The organism is Photobacterium sp. CCB-ST2H9, assembly GCF_023151555.2.
Taxonomy (GTDB): domain Bacteria; phylum Pseudomonadota; class Gammaproteobacteria; order Enterobacterales; family Vibrionaceae; genus Photobacterium.
Map to the genome: position 1 here is coordinate 1297841 of NZ_CP100425.1, position 16006 is coordinate 1313846.

General features: G+C 50.2%; 16 protein-coding genes and 1 tRNA gene. 9 read left to right on the forward strand and 8 right to left on the reverse strand.

Annotated elements, in window-relative coordinates; translation table 11 throughout:
* The first annotated feature begins 249 nt into the window (after positions 1–249).
* Both L4174_RS06250 and L4174_RS06255 read left to right on the forward strand, forming a co-directional pair.
* The gene (locus L4174_RS06250) at positions 250–1467 is read left to right on the forward strand and encodes an ROK family protein (RefSeq protein ID WP_248139614.1); all 1218 of its coding nucleotides are present in this window, start codon (positions 250–252) and stop codon (positions 1465–1467) included.
* Positions 1468–1583: 116 nt separating this feature from the next.
* The gene (locus L4174_RS06255; protein ID WP_248139616.1) at positions 1584–1943 is read left to right on the forward strand and encodes a thiol-disulfide oxidoreductase DCC family protein; all 360 of its coding nucleotides are present in this window, start codon (positions 1584–1586) and stop codon (positions 1941–1943) included.
* Between the two features lie 5 nt (positions 1944–1948).
* On the opposite strand, the gene L4174_RS06260 is transcribed toward L4174_RS06255, so the two are convergent.
* Positions 1949–2518, reverse strand: a complete 570-nt coding sequence (locus tag L4174_RS06260) for an LON peptidase substrate-binding domain-containing protein (RefSeq protein WP_248139617.1) — start codon at positions 2516–2518, stop codon at positions 1949–1951.
* A 145-nt stretch (positions 2519–2663) separates the two neighbouring features.
* Positions 2664–3968, reverse strand: coding sequence for an adenosylmethionine--8-amino-7-oxononanoate transaminase (bioA, locus tag L4174_RS06265; RefSeq protein WP_371929397.1), 1305 nt, complete (start codon positions 3966–3968; stop codon positions 2664–2666).
* A gap of 146 nt (positions 3969–4114) precedes the next feature.
* On the opposite strand from bioA, the gene bioB reads away from it, so the two are divergent.
* From bioB to bioD, 4 genes are read left to right on the forward strand one after another with little or no spacing between them, the layout of a single operon-like run.
* The gene (gene bioB, locus L4174_RS06270) at positions 4115–5164 is read left to right on the forward strand and encodes a biotin synthase BioB (protein WP_248139620.1); all 1050 of its coding nucleotides are present in this window, start codon (positions 4115–4117) and stop codon (positions 5162–5164) included.
* Complete coding sequence (gene bioF, locus L4174_RS06275; RefSeq protein ID WP_248139622.1) at positions 5154–6350, forward strand: 8-amino-7-oxononanoate synthase; 1197 nt, start codon at positions 5154–5156, stop codon at positions 6348–6350. Before bioB ends, bioF begins: the two co-directional genes overlap by 11 nt.
* Entirely contained in the window at positions 6319–7146 is an 828-nt protein-coding gene (gene bioC, locus L4174_RS06280) for a malonyl-ACP O-methyltransferase BioC (protein ID WP_248139624.1), read from the forward strand. Before bioF ends, bioC begins: the two co-directional genes overlap by 32 nt.
* On the forward strand, positions 7139–7837 hold the full coding sequence (gene bioD, locus L4174_RS06285; RefSeq protein WP_248139626.1) for a dethiobiotin synthase: 699 nt from the start codon (positions 7139–7141) through the stop codon (positions 7835–7837). The genes bioC and bioD overlap by 8 nt, the downstream gene beginning before the upstream one ends.
* 58 nt (positions 7838–7895) lie before the next feature.
* On the opposite strand, the gene L4174_RS06290 is transcribed toward bioD, so the two are convergent.
* Positions 7896–8555 (reverse strand): hypothetical protein, encoded by a 660-nt coding sequence (locus L4174_RS06290; RefSeq protein ID WP_248139628.1) that lies wholly within the window; start codon positions 8553–8555, stop codon positions 7896–7898.
* A gap of 144 nt (positions 8556–8699) precedes the next feature.
* On the reverse strand, positions 8700–8855 hold the full coding sequence (locus tag L4174_RS06295; RefSeq protein WP_248139630.1) for a hypothetical protein: 156 nt from the start codon (positions 8853–8855) through the stop codon (positions 8700–8702).
* Between the two features lie 298 nt (positions 8856–9153).
* On the opposite strand from L4174_RS06295, the gene htpX reads away from it, so the two are divergent.
* On the forward strand, positions 9154–10032 hold the full coding sequence (gene htpX, locus L4174_RS06300; protein ID WP_248139632.1) for a protease HtpX: 879 nt from the start codon (positions 9154–9156) through the stop codon (positions 10030–10032).
* A 36-nt stretch (positions 10033–10068) separates the two neighbouring features.
* On the opposite strand, the gene L4174_RS06305 is transcribed toward htpX, so the two are convergent.
* Both L4174_RS06305 and L4174_RS06310 read right to left on the reverse strand, forming a co-directional pair.
* Positions 10069–11205 carry a PQQ-dependent sugar dehydrogenase gene (locus L4174_RS06305; RefSeq protein ID WP_248139633.1) on the reverse strand — a complete coding sequence of 379 codons (1137 nt, stop codon included), beginning with the start codon at positions 11203–11205 and terminating at the stop codon, positions 10069–10071.
* Positions 11202–12677 carry a PLP-dependent aminotransferase family protein gene (locus tag L4174_RS06310; protein WP_248139635.1) on the reverse strand — a complete coding sequence of 492 codons (1476 nt, stop codon included), beginning with the start codon at positions 12675–12677 and terminating at the stop codon, positions 11202–11204. The genes L4174_RS06305 and L4174_RS06310 overlap by 4 nt, the downstream gene beginning before the upstream one ends.
* Positions 12678–12782: 105 nt before the next feature.
* Between L4174_RS06310 and L4174_RS06315 the strand changes: the two genes are divergently transcribed.
* Together L4174_RS06315 and L4174_RS06320 are read left to right on the forward strand one after the other, a co-directional pair.
* A complete protein-coding gene (locus L4174_RS06315; RefSeq protein ID WP_248139637.1) occupies positions 12783–13682 on the forward strand; it encodes a DMT family transporter in 900 nt (299 codons plus the stop codon).
* A gap of 150 nt (positions 13683–13832) precedes the next feature.
* Positions 13833–13923, forward strand: a tRNA-Ser gene (locus L4174_RS06320).
* Positions 13924–14391: 468 nt separating this feature from the next.
* Here the strand turns inward: L4174_RS06320 and L4174_RS06325 are convergent.
* Together L4174_RS06325 and L4174_RS06330 are read right to left on the reverse strand one after the other, a co-directional pair.
* On the reverse strand, positions 14392–15036 hold the full coding sequence (locus L4174_RS06325) for a hypothetical protein (protein ID WP_248139639.1): 645 nt from the start codon (positions 15034–15036) through the stop codon (positions 14392–14394).
* On the reverse strand, positions 15033–15881 hold the full coding sequence (locus tag L4174_RS06330) for an iron-containing redox enzyme family protein (protein ID WP_248139641.1): 849 nt from the start codon (positions 15879–15881) through the stop codon (positions 15033–15035). Before L4174_RS06330 ends, L4174_RS06325 begins: the two co-directional genes overlap by 4 nt.
* Positions 15882–16006 lie beyond the last annotated feature (125 nt).

Genomic DNA, 16006 nt, shown 5'->3' on the forward strand with positions numbered 1-16006 from the left:
AACGTGAAAACGGGCAGTTTCAGGTACCCTGAACGCTGAAGGGCGCGTATTATGTCAGAACCTGAACGGATTGTCTCCATTCCCATTGTATTTGAAGCAGCACAGTGACAACGGCAGAGATGGGCTGAAAAGGTATACGTTTGTCGTGACTGGGCTCACGCCCTTGGCATAAGTCGCTTCACAATTAGTTCGCACTGTAAAAAAATTCCATACTCTTCATACCTATATATTGTCAGAGGAAGTCCGCGCATGTATGTCGCTCAGCCCGGTCACATCGATCACATCAAAAGAAATAATGCCGGCAGCGTCTACAAACTCATCGATCAGTACGGCCCGATTTCCCGGATAGAACTGTCGAAGAAAAGTCAGTTGGCGCCCGCCAGTATCACCAAAATTACCCGTGAGCTGTTTGATGGCCACCTGATCAAAGAAGCTGAAATTCTGGAATCCGGCAGCAGGGGGCGCCCGGCAATCGGTCTGGTGCCGGATAATGATGGCTGGCAGTTTCTGGGCATCCGGTTGGGGCGCGGTTATCTGACGATAGCTCTGCATGAGCAGGGCGGCGATATCCTGTTCGAAGAGAGACAGGACATCGCGGAGCTGAAGCAGGATGATGTCCTGAATAAGCTGCTGTCTGAGATTGATTCATTCTTTGCCCGGCATGCCAAGTTACTGGATCGGATCACCGCCATTGCTGTTTCTCTGCCGGGGCTGGTGAATTCGGAAAAAGGACTGGTGTTGCAGATGCCTCATTACGAGGTAAAAGACCTGCCGCTGGGACCTGCCATTCATGAAGCCACGGGACTGCCGGTCTTCATCGGTAATGACACCCGTTCCTGGGCATTGGCGGAGCAGTTATTTGGCAATGCGAATGATGTGGCAAACTCGATTCTGATTTCAGTACATCACGGCGTCGGGGCAGGCATTATCCTTGATAATCAGGTGCTTCAGGGCCGGATCGGTAATATTGGTGAGCTTGGTCATATCCAGATTAAACCGGATGGATTGCCTTGCCATTGCGGGAATAAAGGATGTCTGGAAACCGTCGCCAGTTTGCAGGCGGTGAGAGATCAGGTTAAAACCGGGTTAACGCTGGGTGAAGCTTCTGTGCTCTATGGGCAGGCGCTGACCATCGAAAATATCTGTGAGGCGGCAGTGCAGGGGGATCCGCTGGCGTTCCGGGTCATCACCGAACTGGGTTTCAACCTTGGCCGGGCAATTGCCATTATGGTGAACTTGTTTAATCCGGAGAAGATCCTGATTGGCGGAGAGTTCAATCAGGCGAAAAGTGTTCTGTATCCGGCGATTATGGAATGTGTGAAGAGTCAGTCCCTGCCGGTTTATAACCAGGATCTGCGGATTGAAGAAACCAGTTTTTACACCCAGGCCACCATGCCGGCTGCGGCTCTGGTGAAGCAGGCAATGTATGACGGACATCTGTTACTGAAACTGATCGAGGAAGGATAAACTTTTCCTGACGCGAATCATGCAGCGCAGCCACTGCTTATTTCGATAGCGATGGCTGCGTTTTTTATTGGGTTCAGCCAGACTTAGAGAAGGAACATGGCTTGGAGGTCAAAGACATGAAACGGATTCGGGTTTTTTATGACGGTTCCTGCCCAAGCTGTGTGCGGGATCGGGCATGGTATGAATCCTGGCTCAGCCGTCATCCGGAACTGGTGGAGTGGTATGATATCACCGGCCAGGATGAAGCGCTGAAAGCGCTGGGCATATCTCCGGAAAAAGCGTTACGGGAATTGCATGTACAGGATCAGCAGGGGATTGTTCACCGGGAAATGGATGCCTACATGCTGTTACTGAATCAGGTATGGTGGCTCCGGCCGGTTGCATTTCTGATGGGACTGCCGGGGATCCGTCATCTGTTATCGGCTTTCTATCGTCGTATGGTCGATCAGCGACTGGCCCGTGAGGGCCGTGGCTGAAATCGTCAGAGATCTTCGTGTCTGAGTTCTTCGTCGATGACATTATGCAGGAATGACAAAGCCGCACGGTGATCATTCCGGCTCATAAACCATTGCTTTTGGTTGGTTTCCAGGGGCAGAATTTCCAGCCAGCGCTGGCAGACCCAGGCCATGTTGGCGAAATCCGGATCCGGGTAGTTCTCCGCATAGTCCGGATATTCCTCAAACAGGGCTTCCAGGCTGTTGGCGATGTGGCGATCAATAAAACGTGCGCTGCTGGGGGCCCAGTTTTTGATCAAGCTGACTTCGCCAAATCTCAGGCCGTCTTTTTCCTGCCAGTGATTGTTAATCACGAATTTCTCTACCCCTTTTATGGTGATGCCGAGCAACCCGTCAGGTAATTGTTCGAAATCGGTGATTTCGACCCGCGTTCCGAAATGGCAAAGTGAATCACCATCTTTCATGCACAGGCCGAAACCATTTCCTGAGGACATCGCAAGCGTCACTAACCGGGTGTAGCGAGGTTCGAAAATCCGCAGCTTACTGACACCTCCCGGTAATACATAAAGCCGGAGCGGGAAAAGGGGTAACTGCATAATACTTAGCCTTTATGACGTCAACTTTGATAGGGCTGTCTGTCTTTCTGGACGAGATGTCTTCAGAATTACGGGTTTCAGCCCTGATTTGGCTCTTTTTATGAGTATATCTGTTCAAAGGTGATGCCTTGTCTGTTTTTCGATATTACTGCAGCGATTGCAAAATAGCGAAAACCAGTTTCTCAAGCTGCTGATTATCAATTACAAAAGGCGGCATGATGTAGATAAGTCTGCCAAACGGGCGAATCCAGACACCATTGTCTACAAAACTTTTCTGAATCCGGACCATATCCACCGGCTCATATAATTCAACGACACCGATGGCGCCCAGCCAGCGGACGGCTTTGACTTTCTCAGACTGGCCGACCCGGGGCAGTAATTGCGACAGCTGTTGTTCAATTCCGCTGACCTGATGCTGCCAGTCACCCGTTTCGAGCAAAGACAGGCTGGCGTTGGCAACGGCGCAGGCCAGCGGATTGCCCATGAAGGTCGGGCCATGCATAAAGCAACCGGCTTCACCGCTGCACACCGTATCTGCAACCTGCTTGGTGGTTAGTGTTGCCGCCAGTGTCATGTAACCGCCGGTCAGAGCCTTCCCGACACACATAATGTCCGGGCTGATCCCGGCATGTTCGCAAGCAAAGAGCTTTCCGGTACGGCCAAAGCCAGTCGCGATTTCGTCGACAATCAGTAAGACACCGAAGTCATCACACAACTCGCGGACACGGCGCAGATAAGTCGGGTGATAAATACGCATCCCTCCGGCGCCCTGAACGACAGGTTCCAGAATGATTGCGGCAATATCCTGATGATGTGCTTCGAGTTTAGCGGTTAAGTCGGAGATATCGTTTTCGTTCCATGCCTCATGGAAACCCGTTTCGGGTGATTCGGCAAAAATGTGCTCCGGCAGGAAACCTTTATAAAGGCTGTGCATTGAATTATCCGGATCGGTCACCGACATCGCCGCGAAGGTATCTCCGTGATAGCCGTGTTTCAGGGTGAGGAATTTTGCCCGGCGCTCACCTTTGGCGTGCCAGTACTGCAGGGCCATTTTCAGGGCGACTTCCACAGAAACAGAACCGGAATCGGCCAGAAAGACCTGCTGCAACGGCGCCGGTGACAGTTCGACCAGTTTCCGGCACAGCTCAACCGCAGGCTGATGCGTGATGCCGCCGAACATGACATGCGACATCTTGTCGAGCTGATCTTTGGCGGCCTGATTCAGGACCGGGTGATTGTAACCGTGAATTGCTGCCCACCAGGAAGACATACCGTCAATGAGCTGGCGGCCGTCTTCCAGATACAAATGGACGCCTTCCGCGTGGCTGACCGGATAGCAGGGCAAAGGGTTCAGGGTGGAGGTGTAGGGATGCCAGACATGCTGGCGATCGTACTCAAGATCCGTCTCCGAAGCTGAAAACTGGTTGGAGGTGTTTTGTTTTGTGTTGATATTTTGCACAGATGTAAACCTTGTGTTTTCTTTATGGTTGACAGTGTACTTGCTCAAAGTAGACTTGCAAACATTGAAACCCGTTGAATCCGTGCGGTTATCACTGCAATTCTCCGGGCCATAAGAACAACGAAAGAGGTTTACACGTGGAAGTGAGACACGATTGGAGCATTGCGGAAGTTCAGGCGCTGTTTGAAAAGCCATTCATGGATCTGGTGTTTGAAGCACAGCAGGTTCACCGTCAGTACCATGAACCCAACAAAGTGCAGGTCAGTACCCTGCTGTCGATTAAAACCGGTGCCTGCCCTGAAGACTGCAAGTACTGTCCGCAAAGCGCGCACTATCGTACTGATGTCGATCGTGAACGCCTGATGGAAGTTGAGCAGGTACTGGATGCTGCGCAGAAAGCGAAAAGCTCCGGCGCCACGCGTTTTTGTATGGGAGCGGCCTGGAAAAACCCGAAAGAGCGCGATATGCCTTATCTGCTGGATATGGTGCGTGGCGTGAAGGCCATGGGACTGGAAACCTGCATGACGCTGGGCATGATCACCGGCGACCAGGCCAACACACTGGCTGAAGCCGGGCTCGACTACTACAACCACAACCTGGATACTTCGGCGGAGTATTACGGCAACATCATCACCACCCGTACTTATCAGGACCGTCTCGACACGCTGTCTCATGTCCGTGATGCGGGCATGAAGATTTGTTCCGGCGGTATTATCGGGATGGGCGAAAGTGCCCGTGACCGCGCTGGTCTGCTGGCTGAACTGGCCAATCTGCCGGTTCACCCGGAAAGTGTGCCAATCAACATGCTGGTGAAAGTGAAAGGCACACCGCTGGAGAATGTGGACGATGTGGATCCGCTCGATTTTGTCCGCATTATTGCTGTCGCGCGGATCATGATGCCAAAGTCTGCCGTGCGTCTTTCGGCTGGCCGTGAAGGTATGAGCGAAGAAACTCAGGCCCTTTGCTTTATGGCGGGAGCTAACTCTGTTTTCTACGGTTGTAAGCTGCTGACCACGCCGAACCCGGAAGAAGACAAAGACATGCAGCTGTTCAGAAAACTGGGGATTAACCGCCAGGAAAAAGCAGCGAAGCCGGATGAAGTACAGGCACAGGAACTGTTAGGTCAGGTCGCTCAGCGCGTTGCTTCGCGTCCGGCTGCCGGTGATCTCTTCTACGATGCCTCTTAAGTCCCGTATCACTCAGGCCCTGAACCTGCGACAGGCGCAGGGCTTGTATCGCCAGCGGAAGACCCTGACAAGACAGTCGTCCTCAGTCCGGTGGACGGACTGCACACAACCCAGCGTGAACTTTTCCAGTAATGATTACCTCGGTCTGGCACAAGACCCGGCATTGATCGCAGCCTGGCAACAGGGACTGTCCAAGTATGGTGCCGGCAGTGGCGCTTCACCGCTGGTGACCGGACATCATGCACCGCATCAGGCGCTGGAAACCCGGCTGGCAGAATGGCTGGGTTTTGAAAGGTCCTTGCTGTTCAGCACAGGTTTCAGTGCCAATCAGGCTGTACTGTTTGCATTGCTCGAGAAAGGAGATTTCCTGATTCAGGATAAGCTGAATCATGCTTCTTTGATGGAAGCCGGCATGCTGTCTCCGGCGAACATGCGCCGATTTGCCCACAATGATGTGACTGCTCTGCATAAAATGCTGACTGTAAACACGAATGAAGTATCTGCCCGGTTGGTGGTGACTGAAGGTGTGTTCAGTATGGATGGTGATCAGGCACCGCTGGCCGAGATTTCAGTGCTTTGCCAAGCCAGCCAGAGCTGGTTCATGGTCGATGATGCGCACGGGTGCGGCATTCTCGGTGAGGAAGGCCGCGGCAGCTGTCAGCAAGCCGGTATTCAGCCGGACATCTTGATCGTGACCTTTGGGAAAGCCTTCGGGATGCAGGGGGCAGCCGTGCTTTGCAGCCAGGAGGTTGCCGAATACCTGATTCAGTTTGCCCGTCACTATATTTACTCGACAGCGATGCCACCTGCGCAGGCGCATGCACTGTGTACGGCTTGCGATTTGGTACAGGCTGGCGACTGGCGCCGGGAAAAATTGCTGGATCTGAGCGCCATTCTGGAAGAAACCCTGCTGCCGGAAGTCGGGCTGGTCTCGACTGCAACGCCAATCAAACCGGTCCTGCTGGGCAGTAGTGAGCGGGCGCTCACTTTATCCGCTTCACTGGCAGAAAAAGGTTTTTGGGTGTCGGCGATACGCCCGCCAACAGTACCGGTCAATCAGGCCCGGCTGAGAATTACACTGACAGCCAGCCATGATGAAGATCAGGTCAGAGAATTCGCGACACAATTGAATGCGTCTTTTGAAGAGGTACAGGATGCAGCAAATCCGTCAGAACAGCCGGGTTGAACCTTTGAATCCGGTGAACCCGTCTGCGGAAAAACAGGCGATTGCAGCCAGTTTCGGCAAGGCGGCCAGACAATATGATCAGTCTGCGGCATTTCAGCGACTGGTCGGTCATCGGTTGCTGGAACAACTGCCGGTCTTTGCTCACGCCAGTCACTGGCTGGATGTCGGATGCGGAACCGGTTATTTCACCCGGCAGTTACAGGCATTGCAGTACCAGACGACGGCGGTTGATCTGTCTTCTCAAATGCTGGAACAGGCTCAGGCACGTTGCCAGGGGCTGGGGGAGTTCCGGCATGCCGATGCGGAAGCATTACCCTTTGCGGACAATACGTTTGACGCAGCTTTCTCCAGCCTGGCGTTACAGTGGTGCCGTGATCTCACTGTGCCTTTGCAAGAACTGAAGCGCGTGGTGAAACCCGGTGGCGTGATTGGTTTCACAACCCTGGCGGAAGGTTCTCTGTCAGAGCTGCAGCATTCCTGGCAGGCAGTTGATCAGGGGCTGCATGTCAATCAGTACGAAAGTGAATCTGTGCTGATTCAGGCGGTTGAACGGGCCGGATTTACGGATTTTCAGCTGGCTGTGGCGCCTGTGGTGATGCATTACGACAGCGCAATGGCACTGATGAAAGATTTGAAAGGCATCGGAGCGACGCATCTATCACAGCATCGCCGTCAAGGCTTGTTCGGGCGCACGACGCTGAATTTAATTGAGCAGGCATATGCCAAATTTCGTGACCATACAGGTCAATTACCAGCCACATATCAGGTTTGTTTTGGAGTCTTGAACAATGACTAGTGCTTTCTTTGTGACAGGAACAGATACCGACGCCGGAAAAACGGTGGTGACGCGAACATTGATCGCCGCCGGGGTGAAGTCTGGTTACCGGACGGCTGGTTTTAAGCCTGTTGCATCAGGCAGTACATTAACCGTGTACGGCATGAGAAACAGTGATGCGCTGTACTTACAGGCTGCTTCCAAACCGGAATTAGCGTATGAAGAGGTGAATCCTTTTACCTTTGAACCGCCGATCGCACCACACATTGCAGCGAAACAGGCTGGTGTGGCGATTTCTCCGGACAATTTATCTGACGGTTTGCACCGTCTGAAAGAGAAATCGGATCTGGTGTTTGTCGAAGGCGCGGGCGGCTGGCGGGTTCCGTTGTCTGAGACAACAAAATTCTCGGATTGGGTGAAGCAGGAAAATCTGCCGGTGATTCTGGTGGTCGGCGTCAAGCTGGGATGTCTGAATCATGCGATGCTGACAGCGGAAGCCATTGAACGAGATGGATTGACGCTGGCGGGCTGGGTCGCGAATCTGGTTGATCCGGAGACCAGCTGTTATGACGAGAATCTGAAGTATCTGGAAGCAATGCTGCCTGCCCCCAAGTTGGGTGAGATCCCGCATCTGCACGATATTGCAAAAAGAGATTTAACCGAATATCTGAATCTGGACCTATTGGGTTTCCCTGCATCTGCAACGTTGTGAAATAAAGCCGCCCGTCAGGCGGCTTTATTATTCAGGCACAATATATGCCCTGTATTTGTCAGCCTTGTTTTTTGCGGACCAGTTTCGGCAGGCAGTACCAGGCCGAGGCAGCAAGAATCAGGCTGTAACCCAGAAGTTCAACTCCTTCTTCAGCCAGATTTTTCACTTCCCGGACGTAGTTATCCTGCATGGCGGTTTGCCAGAGTTCGCTCATTCCGAACAAACGTGAGAAAACCATGAGGGTGGCCATACCGCCAATCATCAGTCCAAAACTGGCATGCTTGCTGTATTTAGACAGAGGTGTTTGCGTACTTTGTGGATGCTGATAGGCGTAGGCAATGCCTGCAACTGCAACCAACACCGCCGGTACCTTCCAGAAACCATGCCGAATCAGGTCAAAGACGCCATCCAGTTCCCGAATCAGCAGAACCATGAAAAATGCAGCAACCAGGAGTGCAAATCCACGGATGTCACTTTTTTTGACGGCAACTGCTGCAAAGAGACCGCTGCTGAGTGCGAGATAAAGTTCCTGAGCGTATTCAACAAGGGAGTCTTCACCGAGGTTGCCGCTAAATTGCAAAATCTCAATCTGAATGATGAAAGCTGCCACGGCCGTGATTACTGCCACCGCCATAAAAAGCGCGATTGTGATCAGGAGCGGACGTGTGTTGACCTGTGTTTGTGCACTATCCAGAGTGTGCGAATAGAGCTTTTTCATAGTTTACCTGTACAGTGTTCAAAATAATTTTTGGGATAAGTATCACATAATCACGCTGAATGGAAACTGTATTTACATCATTATGGCGTAAAAATGACAAAGCCTCCGGAAAGGAGGCTTTGGATCTAGCACTTAATACAGGAATTAGTTTGCGTTCAGTCCCGAGAGCGGGGCAATGGCTTCGGCAGGTTGCGAAGCAGCAGGATCGATACCGAGTTCAGCACAAGCTTCTTCTGCAGTCATGCCAAGATGACAACGCAGGATATCAATTGCAACTTGGTAATTTTCATGGTCAGCCATCTTGCCTCCTTTCAGATACTGAGCGAAATCATATACCTCATGACAATAGTGAATGGCACCCTTTTAAACAATACGACCAAAGTCTAAGACGTTCGCGGGTCAGGATGAAAAACCAGGGTCCGCAGCGACTTACGAAAAGTAACAATTTCCCGCTTTCGCTTGTTTTCAGATTAAACGACCATACTATAAATAACGTTATACCCAAGTCTCTGAGGTCACTTGGGTATATCACTGATACGTGAATGTCTTAAAGCGTATAAGTAACTGACATTTTGACCTTTGTTGGAGATAAAAAGGTATGAAACGAATTGCCTTGTTCCTGGCGACGAACCTGGCCGTCATGTTTGTGTTCAGTATTGTGCTCAATATTGTGTACGCAGTCACAGACTTGCAACCGGGCAGCCTGAATGGCTTGCTGGTGATGGCTGTGTTGTTTGGTTTTGGTGGTTCCCTGATTTCCCTTTTCATGTCGAAATCGATGGCTCTGCGTTCGGTTGGCGGCATGGTGATTGAACATCCGCGCAATGAATCGGAATACTGGCTGGTAGAAACCGTTGCACGGCAGGCCAAACAGGCTGGCATCGGCATGCCGACCGTGGCGATTTATGATTCACCCGACATCAATGCTTTCGCTACGGGTGCTAAACGTGATGATTCGCTGGTCGCAGTATCAACAGGTTTACTGCACAGCATGTCGCCTGATGAAGCAGAAGCGGTGCTGGCACATGAAGTCAGCCATATTGCCAATGGCGACATGGTAACCATGACGTTGCTTCAGGGGGTGGTGAACACCTTCGTTATTTTCATTTCTCGGATTATTGCGGGTGCCGTCAGCGGTATGAACAATAACAACGAAGAGGGTGAAGGCGGCAGCTTCATGACTTATTTCATTGTCTCCACCATCATGGAAGTGCTGTTTGGTTTCCTCGCGAGCATTATTACTATGTGGTATAGCCGCCATCGTGAATTCAAGGCGGATGCAGGTTCAGCCCGTATGGTTGGCAAAGAGAAAATGATTGCAGCGCTGGAGCGACTGAAAGTCAGTCAGGAGTCACATCTGGAAGGCTCAATGATGGCCTTTGGGATTAACGGCCGCAAATCACTGTCCGAACTGTTTATGACCCACCCGCCGCTGGAAAAGCGCATTGACGCGCTGCGTCGTGGTGAACATCTGTAACGGATGGAATGAAGCCCCGGTTAACCGGGGCTTTTTTTATTTGGGCAGAACACGATAAAGATTGCCGCTGTCAGTCGCAAAATACAGATAGCCTTCTTTGCTCTGAACCAGAGAGCGGATCCTTTCTCCCATCTCTTCAAACAATCTTTCCTCTTTCACTGGCTTGCCATTTGAATCCAGAACGATCCGGTTCAGATGCTGTAACACCAGCGCCCCTGCAAACAGATTTCCCTTCCAGCCGGGAAACGCGTCGCCCTGATAGAGCAGGAGACTGCCGGGGGCGATGGACGGAATGTACACTTTGACCGGCGATTCAATCCCGGGCTTTTCTCTGGCTTCACCGACAGCCAGCGGACCCCAGTATTCTTTTCCATGGGAGGTAATGGGCCAGCCGTAATTACGGCCCGGCAGGATCAGGTTGATTTCGTCACCGCCGCGCGGACCATGTTCAATTTCCCACAAACGCTGATTGGCTGTGTCGTATGCCAGCCCTTGCGGATTGCGATGGCCGTAACTCCAGATTTCAGCAGACGCATCCTTTCTGCCTGTAAACGGGTTATCTTTCGGCACACTGCCGTCCAGATTCAGCCGGATGACAGTGGCTGCGTGGTTGGTCAGGTCCTGCCCGTTGGGGCGGTGACCCCGGTCGCCGACAGAGAAGAAAACGTGGCCCCGGCCGTCAAAAGCGATCCGGCTGCCAAAGTGCCGGTTGGTGTCACTGAGTGAGCGGGTGACTTTCAAATCCTGCCACTGAGTGAGCCTTTGCCCGGACAGTCTGGCACGGGCCAGCGTCGTGACACCACCTCCCTGAACGGGCTTGGTGTAGGTGAAATAGAGCCACTCTTTTGCTGCCGGATCCGGCGACAGCTGTACATCCAGCAGGCCACCCTGACCGCGGGCGTACACTTCCGGAAGACCACTGACAGCTTTTCTCTGGCCGGAACGGACATCCAGCAGCACGGCTTTGCCTTCCCTGAGCGTGACCAGCAGCGTGTGGTCATCAATGAAAGTCATTCCCCAGGGGATCGGCAGGCCATCGGCGATTTGTTCGACCTGATATGCCATGCCTTCACTGCTTCCCTTGGCTTTCAGCCCGAAAGCCAGAGCCGGCAGGCTGAACAGGGCCCAGAGGAGGATTGTGGTGACGGCGAAGGTGAAGGGATACGATTTCATTGCATCATCCTTTTCTGTGTTGCATCCATTTTGCTGCCCGGTTTTAAGTGAGCTGCGATGATCTCAGCCAGCTGCCCGATACCTGTATGCCAGCGTTTGTTGTCTTCAAAAGCGGCATAACTCAGCCTGAGGCAATGGCGATAGTTTTCCAGCGTACTGAACATCGTGCCGGGCAAAATGCTGATACCGGCCTGATGCGCCTGCTGATAAAGCATATCGCTGTCTGCCTGCTCAGGGAGTGTCAGCCAGCACAGAAATCCGCCATCGGCCAGATTGAGATGATAGCGACCGATCAGCCATGGATAGCTATCGAGTGTAGTACAAAGTAACTGGCTGAACCGGCGTTGATTCTGATGATAAAAGCGCCGGATTTTACCCAGATGGGTTCGGTACTTACCGGTTTTCAGAAATTCAGCCACCGCCGACTGCATCAGGTTCAGGCTTCCCATATTGTCTGCCAGCAGGCGTTTTTCGATCTGTGGCTGGTACCGTCCGGCAAGCAGCCAGCCGATGCGCAGGCGGGAATCCAGCGTCTTCGATAAAGAATTACAGTAAATCACCCGATGGCTGTCATCCATGCTGTACAAAGTCGGTGGCCGACCGGTGTAGGCCAGATCGCCAAACACATCATCTTCAATAATCGGAATCCCTTGGGTCATGGCGAGTAATTGTTGCCGGGCAGCGAGCGGCATAACAGAGCCGGTCGGGTTATTAAAACTCGGGTTGAGCAGTATGGCTGCAATCGGCCATTGTTGTAATGCCTGTGACAGCCGGTGCAAATCCATACCGGATTGCAGGCTGGAGGGGATTTCCACCACTTTCAGACCCAGTGATTCCAGCAACAGTAAGTTACCGAAATAACAGGGCGATTCGATGACGACTGTATCCCCCGGGGATGTCAGGGCCTGCAGCGCCATACTGATCCCTTGCTGTGCACCGTGAGTGATTAATATTTCACTGGCGGAGGCTGTGATGCCATGCCATTGATTCACGGTCACCAGTTGTTTTCTCAACTGCTCGTCTCCCGGGGGTAACAAATAATGGCTTGGGACGTGAGTCTGATAGCGGCTGTGACGACCAATTTCAGCATACAGCGAGGTGATGGCCGGAAAGTGGGTGTTCGGATGCGCACTCCCGGTTGGAAGCAACGCGGGGGACAGGGAGTCTTGTAACACCGTCCGGCTCAGGGATAACAAATCGACAAAACCCGGCGTTTGAATCGGCTGGGTTTCCAGGCGCGGGCACTCGGTCACGATATATCCCGAACGCGGATGCGCTTCGATTTTCAGGCTCGCTTCAAGTTCCTGATAGGCCCGGATGACCGTATTTTTACTGACGCCTAACTGTCCGCTTAATTGCCGGATGGAGGGGAGCTTATCTCCGGCCTGATAAACGCCCTGCTCAAGACGTAATTCAAGCTCTGCAATGACCTGCTGATATTTGGTGTCTGATCGCTGATGACTGGTTTCCACGCGCTTATCTGTACCCTGATAAATTTATAAAACTGTCACTACTAACTGTGTCTGTACCCAAATAGAGTAGTGAAATATGATGGATTCCGCCAGACAGAGGTGCGCGTGGCCCGATTGATTCCTTTTATTTTTGTATTGCTGTGGAGTACCGGCTTTATCGGTGCCCGTTTTGGTTTGCCCTATGCGGAACCTGCAACCTTCCTGTTCGTCCGGATGCTGGCAAATATCGCCATTTTCGCTGTGCTGGCCTTGTTGCTGAAGTCTTCACTGCCGACAGGCAAAGCCCGGTTCCATTGCTTCATGACAGGGATGCTGATTCACGGACTGTACCTGGGCGGGACTTACTACGGGATTTACCTCGGGATGCCTGCGGGTTTGTGTGCGTTGCTGGTCGGGTTACAACCGGTGTTAACGGCAATCATACTGATGCTTCTGGGGCAGGAACGTCTGGTGCTGTCGCAATGGCTGGGGTTGTGTCTGGGAATTCTGGGTATTTCCCTGGTTTTACAGGGCAATATGAGCTGGCAGCAGGACTCGCATCAACTGGCGGCTTATGCCTGTGCCGGATTGGCCTTGCTGGGGATCACGCTGGGCACACTGTACCAGAAGCGCTATTGCAGTCAGGTCGATTTAGTCGGCGGTTCGCTTTATCAGTACATGATGGCGGCTATGGTGTTTGCACCAGTAATGCTCACTGCCGAAACCATGCAGATAGAATGGAACCTCACGTTTTCTCTGACACTGGCCTGGCTGGTGTTGGGTGTTTCGGTCACCGCTGTCTGGCTGCTGCTTTATATGGTGAAGCACGGGGAAGCTTCAAAAGTCGCGTCGACGTTTTATCTGGTGCCGCCGGTCACTGCGCTGGAAGCCTGGCTGGTGTTCAATGAAACCTTTGATGCATTCAGCGCACTGGGTTTTGTACTGGCAGCCATGGCGGTTTATCTGGTGATGCGAAAACCTAAAAGCAAATTCACACCGGAAAAAGCCCTGACATCTGCCCGGTGAGGGGCTGGGAGAGGTGCAAGAAGAAGATCGTTTCTGATGAAAACCACAGCAAATTGGTATGGGTTGTATCAGATTGGCGATCATCTGCGCAGTCAGTTCAGTGGGGTATTTACAACATCGAATCGGCTGGGTATTATGCGCACCACTTACGGAGAGATGGCTGAGTGGTTGAAAGCACCGGTCTTGAAAACCGGCATACGTTAATAGCGTATCTAGGGTTCAAATCCCTATCTCTCCGCCACATTTAAAAAAACCGCTGAACTCTCAGCGGTTTTTTTTCATCTGAATATTCGTAAGAACAGCGGCACGATAGAGATAGGGTGAAGAACCCTAGATGGGGCAGACGGCGAGTCTTCAGCCGAGCGAAGCGAGACCACGTTGCCTTTCAGGCAGCGCCCGAAGGAGCGCGGATCGACGAGCACTGATTTCTTACATCAGTCAGGTCAATGTGTAACAACTTAAGCCACCGTTTTGGGTGGCTTATCGTTAAGAATTAATCGTTTAATTCTTTATTTTTTCTCTCATTCTGAGCTGAATTAACTTCTCAAAGTTTGCTCCAAAAACCAGTCCTAAAGCAAAGGTCATAAGAGATACTTCTAATCTGGAGTTAAGAAATAGTATGACCAATAAATAAACTAAAGCTGTGATCGTAATGAGGAAAAGGCACTGTTTTTTTGAAGTCCTTTGCCAGTCGTTTAATATTTTATCATCATGCCACTTTAATAATCTTCTGAAAATCATTTGATTTCCTTGTTTGATCAACCCAAGTACAGCCTCGTCGGTTAAGAAAGGCGATAGATTGTAAACTAGATTTCATCGTTTGCGGATCAGTGTTATCAATAGAGTATAATTTAGGTGTTTGATTGTTTCTCCAGTAGCTATCATTCGGTTGAGCGGCAGTAATTGGTATTGCTTCATCAACCTGATGAAATGGATAATTTAATTTGACTTTTAATCTAGACAATAAACTTATCCGTTGTATGGTGTAATATTTAGAAATGTTGTGAACAATACCAAAAGTATTTACTGCTGAAATCAAACCTAAGAGGATATCATTTCTTACTTGTTTTGGCGTTTCAACTGCAATAGCAAGACTGCAAAGTTCAGCAACAAGTACATCTTTTTCTATCTCATTTTGGAAATGAAAATAATTTTCGCATGGTAATTTTTGGTTTCTAAGGTGAATGCATAAATTTCCCACAACCTCGCTGTTTAACATCGCTATAACTGATGCTGAATGATCATCTGATAGCGATTTTGTCCCCCAGGCCCTTTGATAGACACGTTTTGCTAATCTATGACCAATTTGGTATTCTTCTTGATCATAATTTGAGGTGATAAATTTTAATTTCATGATTGAAACGATTTTTCGGTAAGTCTGTAATACATTGTGTGAATAAAGTTCATATTGTCGATAATTTCATTAAAATCTTTTTCTGTGTGTACAATACGATCAAATAGTTCAATATTGTCAATGGCATGGCCTTGATCTACAAGATAGTGGTAGTAAATGAATTTATGATCTTTGGGTGTGGTGTTTAAGCACTTATTCAATACATTTAATAAACCATATGATTCAGTCGCAATGAGGAGCTCCAAATAAAATGAGTACCCCAAAAATCCAATAGCGGGTAAGCGAGTTAGGCGATCATGTTGTGACCAGACGATTGCTTTTGTTTCAGGAAAAACATCATAAAGTGGGTCGATATCATTTTTTACACCAAGAGATATAATATCCTGTAGTGCCCATAATTCATGTCCCTCCTCTTCATCAATACCATGCTCGATTAATTTTGTGAATTTATTCCCATGGCTGTTTGTGTCTTGGAGCTTTTCTTCGTTGAGTAAAGCTGTGAACATGTGTTCAAAACGGGTTGTGTAACTTGTGTGATACCATCCTTGAATAAAGTAATTTGATAAGGATTCCGTGTTAACTTTTCCAGATAACGAGAGCTGATTTACTAGACTTACATATTCTTGATGCAAAGATGTTGCATGTTCAATGATTCTTTTGGTGAAACCTGAAGAGTTATGCATTTTTTGTTTAAGTTTTAGTGTTTCTTCCTCAATTTGTTTTTCGGAAAGATTATCTAATATTGATGTTAGCTTATTTAATTTTCCTACCGTTTCCTCTTCGTGATGAAGGACAGATAAAATGTCAAATTTTGATTGGATTTCGTCATAAGATTGAATAGACATGATTAGTGCTCCTTGTGAATTTAAGAACATCTTATGTTTGCCGGCACGCCAAAGAACTTTCCTGTCATATTTTCTGGAATTCTGTCGGAACCCAATTGAAAATGTAATGCACTTTTTTGCTTCAA